This is a genomic window from Candidatus Methylomirabilota bacterium, assembly GCA_035764725.1.
GTDB lineage: Bacteria > Methylomirabilota > Methylomirabilia > Rokubacteriales > CSP1-6 > DASRWT01.
On sequence record DASTYT010000039.1, the window covers coordinates 1 to 6,285 of the forward strand.

Genomic DNA, 6,285 nt, shown 5'->3' on the forward strand with positions numbered 1-6,285 from the left:
GCTCGCCGCGAGCGCGGGAGTGCTAGGACTGCTCGTGCTCTACGTCACGCTTGCCGCCCTGCTGTTCGAGACGGGCCGGATCCTCGACCTCGTCTTCGCGCCCGCCGCCCTGCTCGTGGCCTTCGGGGCCGCCCTAGGCTACCGGGTGGTCTTCGACGAGGCCGAGCAGCGCGTGCTCCAGGACGCGATGGCGCGCTATCTCTCGCCCGCGGTCAGCCGGTGGGTGCTGGAGGACTTCGATCGACTGCGGCTGAGCGGCGACCTGCGCGAGATGACCGTGCTCTTCAACGATCTGCGACGCTTCACCACCTTCGCCCACGAGCTCGCGCCCGAGGTCGTCGTCTCCCTCCTCAACCTCTACCGGACCGAGATGACGGAGCGGGTGTTCGCTGAGGACGGTGTCCTCGCGCAGTACGCGGGCGATGCCCTCGAAGCGTTCTGGAACGCTCCCATGGACCAGCCTGATCACGCTCGGCGGGCTTGCGCGGCCGCGCTCGGGATGGTCACGGCGTTGGAGGGCCTGCAACCCGAGTTCGCCCGGCGCGGCTGGCGCGACCTCGACATGGCGGTGGGCATCAACTCGGGCCCCATGGTGGTGGGGAACATGGGCTCCCGCACCCGCCTCGCGTACACCGCGGTGGGCGATGCCGTGAATGTGGCGGCGCGCCTGGAGGGCCTCTCCAAGGAGTACGGCGTCCGGATCCTCGTCGGCGAGGCCACCCACGCAGCGGCGGGCGCGGCCTTCGAGTACCGCTTCCTCGACGTGGTGGCGGTGGTCGGCCGAGACACGTCGCTCACCGTGTACGAGTTGCTGGGCCCCGCCGGCAGCCTCACCCCGGCCACCGCCGCCCGCCTCACCCGCTATCACGAGGGCATCGCCTGGTACCGGCGCCGGCAATGGCGTGAGGCGGCGGCGCGATTCGACGAGCTCGCCGCGGAGTCGCCGGGCGACGGCCCCGTCGAGCTCTATCGGCGCCGGAGCCGCGAGCTTCTCGCCGATCCGCCTCCCGCCGACTGGGACGGTGTCTTCGTCGCCCGCGTGAAGTGACCCGATACGTCAGGCACGTTATCGAACCAGCGCAGCCTCGGGCAGCGCCACCGTCGAGGGCACCTCGCCAAGCCGTCTGCTGAACGGCCCCACCCAGCCGTCGATCACGCGCGCCGTGCGCGGATCGGCCCGCTCGAACTCGCCGAACCGATGCACGATCTCGGCGCCCTCGCGCATCCCCGCGCGCGCCCGCCCGCTTCGCTCGCTCGAGTACGCGAGCCGATCGCCGGCGCGACCCGTCACCGTCACCGTGTACGGTCCGTCGCCGGTGGCCACGAGCACGAGGCGATAGGGCCCCACGAGCCCCCCTGGCACCTGTATCACGCGGCGCCCCTCGCGGACGCCGGTGAACGAGCCGAACACCTGATTGACCTCGAGATCGGGCGGCACGAAGCCGGCCGCCCGCGCCCCGTCCGGCATGACCAGGAGTGGCGACACCGGTCCTTCGGCGGTGATCTCGATGGTGCTCGCGCTCGGCGCGAAGCTTTCCCGGACCGCGCCGCCCGCCGGGCTGAGCGTGCCCTTATCGCCGGGCTGCAGCACCAGCCGGATCTCGCCCTGCGCATCGCGAAGGGTCACCTCGCCCGCGCGCGTCCAGCTCACGAAGGCGCCGTCACCGCGCGACTGCGCGCCGATGAGGCCGTCGCGCGCGGTCGCGGAGTACGCGTTGGACTCGAGCGTCACCGTGCCCCGGCCGCCGAGCCAGCCGCCCACGCGCGCCCACAGGGTGCCGGCGAGGATCAACAGCCGCACACGCGACGACTCGCGGGGCGCCGCGGTGAGCTCGCGGACGGTGATCTGGGAGCCTGGCTCCACCGTTACCGTGGTGCCGTCAAGAAAGGTGATCAGCGCCCGGCCATCGGCCCCGGTGACGACCCGATCGCCTTCGGCGAGATCGGCTCCGCTGGAGGCGGGCCCGCCGGAGCCGGAGCCACGGGCATGCTCGACGCGGCCGGCGAGCACGGTCAGCGTCGCCGCCGGCGCCCACAACATCGCACCCGCGGGCAGGACTCCGAGCGACAGGACGAGCGCGCACCCGATGCCCGCGCGCGCGCCCGCCCGCATCCTTCGCCGCATCGCCGCCCGGTCATTCATGCCCCGGTCCCGACCCTCATTCAGCATCGCCCGTGCCAGCGTCGTGGTCCCTTGCTCTCACCGCGAGTCCGCCACATCATCTCATCTCGTGCGACGACATCCTGCGCCTGGTCTCTGGATTGCAGTGTGATCCAAGGGTAGCCAAAAAGGGTCCCCGAGTAGGCATGATGCCCGCCGGACGCCGGCCGCCGCGGCAAGCTGCCCGATCGACCCGTTTGCTATACTCCGTCCGCCGCGAACCGCTTCGTACGTCGACGCAGCCGCATCCGTCGACAAGGAGGTCGCATTCATGAGCTCACGCCGCTTCTCCGTTCCAATTGGCCTCGCTGTGCTGTCCCTCGCGCTCGCGCTGACGGGCGCCCCCACGCTCGCCCTCGCCGACGAGACCTGCAATTCGCCCTACATGGGCAACCTGATCAAGGGCCAGGAAGACTACGTCTACGTCTGGACGCTGGGCATTGCGGGGCTCGGCGACGGATCCGACAAGCTCGTCACGATCGACGCCAATCCCAAATCCGCGACCTACGGCAAGGTCATCCACCAGGTCTCGGTAGGCGGCCGCGGCGAGGCGCATCACATGGGCTTCACCGACGATCGGCGATTCCTCTGGGCCGGCGGCCTCGATGACAGCAAGATCGTGGTCTTCGATGTGGGCACGGATCCCGCCAAGCCCAAGATCGTGAAGCGCATCAACGACTTCGCCACGAAGACCGGTTTCGTGGGCCCGCACACCTACTACGCGATGCCCGGCCGCATGCTCGTGCAGGGTCTCTCGAACAACAAGGACAAGGGCGGCGTCACCGGATTCGCGGTCTACTCGAACCGCGGTGAGCTCATCAACGTGGTGAGCATGCCCACCGACAAGGGTGGCGACGGCTACGGCTACGACCTCGCCATCAACCCCCAGAAGAACGTGATGCTCTCCTCGAGCTTCACCGGCCATGCCAACTACATGCGGCCGCTCGACAAACTCGTGGGCGACGCCGAGGCCATGAAGAAGTTCGGCAACACCATGGTGGTGTGGGACCTCAAGGCCCTGCAGCCTCGCAAGGTCCTGGCCGTCCCGGGCGCGCCGCTCGAGATCCGCTGGTCGCTCCGCGACGGCGACAACTGGGCCGTCACCGCCGCCGCCCTCACCTCCAAGCTCTGGCTGATCAAGCAGGACTCGGCGGGCGAGTGGGGCGCAAAGGAGGTCGCGACCATCGGCGACCCCGCCAAGATCCCGCTTCCCGTGGACATCAGCATCAATCGCGACGGCAGCGGGCTCTGGGTCAACACGTTCATGGACGGTACCACTCGCTACTTCGACCTCACGAATCCCGAGCAGCCCAAGCAGACGTACGAGAAAGTCACGGGCAAGCAGATCAACATGATCTCACAAAGCTGGGACGGTAAGCGCGTGTACATCGCCTCCTCGCTCCTCGCGAACTGGGACAAGACCGGCGACTTCAACGAGCAGTTCGTGCGCGCGTTCAAGTGGGACGGCAAGGAGCTGACGCCGGCCTTCGAGGTCGACTTCATCAAGGAGAAGCTCGGGCGCGCGCACCACATGAAGTTCGGCGCCAAGGGCGTGAAGCTCGCGTATCCCGCGACGCGCACGGCGAGCGTCGGGTCACCGCGGTGAGCTCGCTCCGCGCCCTCGCCGCCGCGGCGGCGGGGGCGCTCGCGCTTGCGGGAGCGATGGCGGCGGGCGGGGGCGCCGCCGCGGCCCACGAACCGCCGGCAGCGCCGGACCCGCCGGCAATGATGGACTTCGTGCCGCCGGCGCCCGGCACCTATCAGCTGCACGCGATCATGCCGTCCCCGGATGGCCCCGTGCTCGACGCGCGGGGGCGGCGCGCGCCCCTCGCCCGCTTCACACGCGACAAGATCACCGTGCTCTCGTTCATCTACACGGGCTGCGCGGACGCCCGCGGCTGTCCCCTCGCCTATCAGGTGCTTCACACGATGTACGACCGGCTGCGCGAGTCGCCCGACCTGCGGGAGCGCGTGCGCCTCGTCACGCTGAGCTTCGATCCCGCGCACGACACGCCGGCGGTGATGCGGCGCTATGCCAACGGCGTGCTCGCCGACAAGAGTCCCGGCGTGGAGTGGGCCTTCCTCACCACCGCCTCCACACGGGAGCTGATGCCCCTGCTCGACGGTTTCGGCCAGGACGTGCGACTCGAGCCGGGCCCGCACGGGACGAAGGCGCCGCGGCTCGGGCACGTGCTCAAAGTCTTCCTCATCGATCCGCGCGGGGTCGTGCGCGAGATCTACACGACGTCGTATCTCTTTCCCGACGTGCTCCTGAACGACATAGAGACCCTGAGGCTCGAATGAAGCTCGGCTGGGCGCTCAACGTGGCGGGGGCGTGGGCGACGCCCGAGAATCAGGTGCGGGTGGCCCAACACGCGGAGGCCCTCGGCTACTCCGGCCTCTGGGTGCTGCAGCGGCTCCTCTACGCGACCCGCCCCAAGGGCGACTATCCGCCGATGCCCGGGCAGCCGTGGCCGAAGATGTTCGAGTCGGTTGCGGATCCGATCGTGTCGCTCGCCTTCGTGGCCGGGCAGACCCGGCGGATCCGACTCGGCACCAGTGTGCTGATCATGCCGTACTACTCGCCCATCCTCCTCGCCAAGCAGCTCGCCACCCTCGATCAGGTGTCAGGCGGACGGCTCGACGTGGGGCTCGGGCTCGGGTGGTCCGAGGACGAGTTCGACGCCTCCGGCGTGCCGTTCAAGCAGCGCGGCAAGCGCGGCGACGAGTTCCTCCGCTGCCTCAAGGCGATCTGGACCCAGGACGAGGTGGAATTCCATGGCGACTTCTACCACGTGCCGCGGGCGAAGGTGCTGCCCAAGCCGCGACAGAAGCCGCACCCGCCCATCACCGTCGGGGGCTACAGCGACGTGGTGGTCCAGCGCGCGGTGAACCTGGGCGACGGGTTCAACGGCGGCAACATGCCGCTGGCCGACGTCGGCCCCCTCATCGCGCGGATCCGCGCCGCCGCCGAGAAGGCGGGCCGCGACCCGGCGAGCCTCCACGTGGTCTGCCGCGGCTCCTTCCGGATCCACGACGCGCCGCAGGGGCCGACCCGCCGCGCCCTCTGGGGGACGCTCGATGAAATCCGCGAGGACATCCGCCGCTACGCGGAGGCCGGCCTCACCGAGCTCTTCCTCGAAGGCAATTTCACCCTCGCCGATCAGCCCATCGACCGGGCGCTGGCCGTCATGGAGCAGCTCGCGCCCCGCTGACCGCCCCCCGCGCCCGCGCTATTTCAGCCGTGGATCCAGCGCGTCCCGGAGTCCGTCGCCGAAAAGGTTGAAGCCGAGCACGGTGACGAAGATGGCGAGCCCGGGGAAGAGTGAGAGCCAGGCGTTGTCCTGGATGAACGCCACGTTCGCCTTGAGGTCCCAGCCCCAGCTCGGGGTGGGCGGCTGGGTGCCGAGGCCGAGGAACGACAGCGTGGCCTCCACGATGATCGAGGTGGCAATCCCCAGCGTGGTGGTCACGATGATCGGGGCCAGGCAATTGGGCAGCACGTGGCGGAAGAGAATCCACCCGTCGCGCACGCCGAGGGCCCGGCAGGCCTCGATGTACTCCTTCTCGCGCACCGACAGCACACTGCCCCGCACCAGGCGCGCGTAGATCGGGATGCGGACGATGGCGATGGCGCCGGTGACCTTCACGATGCCGATGAGCCCGGCGGTGGGGGTGAACATGACCATCAGAATGACGGCCAGGAGGTAGATCGGGAAGGCGAGGATCAGGTCCATCACCCGCATGACGAGCAGGTCGACGCGGCCGCCGTAGTAGCCCGCGATCATCCCCAGCGGCACTCCCACGAACAGCGCGAGCACCACCGACGACACACCGACCATCAGCGAGATCCGCGTGCCGTGGATCACCCGGCTCAGCATGTCTCGCCCGAGCTGATCCGTACCCAACGGATGGTCCCAGCTCGGCCGGGCGAACGTCTGCGTCTGGTCGCTGGTGATCGGGCTCTGGGGGGCCAGCACGTCGGCGAGGAGCGCCACGACGAGCAGGGCGGCGACGATAGCCAGGCCCACCAGGGCGGTGGCGCTTCGATAGAGCCGGCGCATCCCCTCCACGAACGGCGACTCCGAGCGGGGCGGCGCCGCCGGCCAGACCGCTGCCACCGC

Annotated in this window: 6 protein-coding genes; 4 read left to right on the forward strand and 2 right to left on the reverse strand. The window is 69.7% G+C overall.

What is annotated here, in order from left to right; all coding sequences use genetic code 11:
• A partial coding sequence (locus VFX14_05340; protein HEU5189094.1) for an adenylate/guanylate cyclase domain-containing protein occupies window positions 1–1,048 on the forward strand: 1,048 nt, incomplete at its 5' end.
• A gap of 18 nt (window positions 1,049–1,066) precedes the next feature.
• Here the strand turns inward: VFX14_05340 and VFX14_05345 are convergent.
• Window positions 1,067–2,143 (reverse strand): FecR domain-containing protein, encoded by a 1,077-nt coding sequence (locus VFX14_05345; protein ID HEU5189095.1) that lies wholly within the window; start codon window positions 2,141–2,143, stop codon window positions 1,067–1,069.
• Between the two features lie 289 nt (window positions 2,144–2,432).
• On the opposite strand from VFX14_05345, the gene VFX14_05350 reads away from it, so the two are divergent.
• From VFX14_05350 to VFX14_05360, 3 genes are read left to right on the forward strand one after another with little or no spacing between them, the layout of a single operon-like run.
• Window positions 2,433–3,767 (forward strand): selenium-binding protein SBP56-related protein, encoded by a 1,335-nt coding sequence (locus tag VFX14_05350; GenBank protein HEU5189096.1) that lies wholly within the window; start codon window positions 2,433–2,435, stop codon window positions 3,765–3,767.
• Window positions 3,764–4,465: an SCO family protein gene (locus VFX14_05355; protein HEU5189097.1), complete on the forward strand. Its 702-nt coding sequence runs from the start codon at window positions 3,764–3,766 to the stop codon at window positions 4,463–4,465. Before VFX14_05350 ends, VFX14_05355 begins: the two co-directional genes overlap by 4 nt.
• Complete coding sequence (locus tag VFX14_05360) at window positions 4,462–5,376, forward strand: TIGR03619 family F420-dependent LLM class oxidoreductase (GenBank protein HEU5189098.1); 915 nt, start codon at window positions 4,462–4,464, stop codon at window positions 5,374–5,376. Before VFX14_05355 ends, VFX14_05360 begins: the two co-directional genes overlap by 4 nt.
• An 18-nt stretch (window positions 5,377–5,394) precedes the next feature.
• Here the strand turns inward: VFX14_05360 and VFX14_05365 are convergent.
• Window positions 5,395–6,285, reverse strand: an 891-nt coding sequence (locus VFX14_05365) for an ABC transporter permease (GenBank protein HEU5189099.1), incomplete at its 5' end; no start/stop codon positions are given.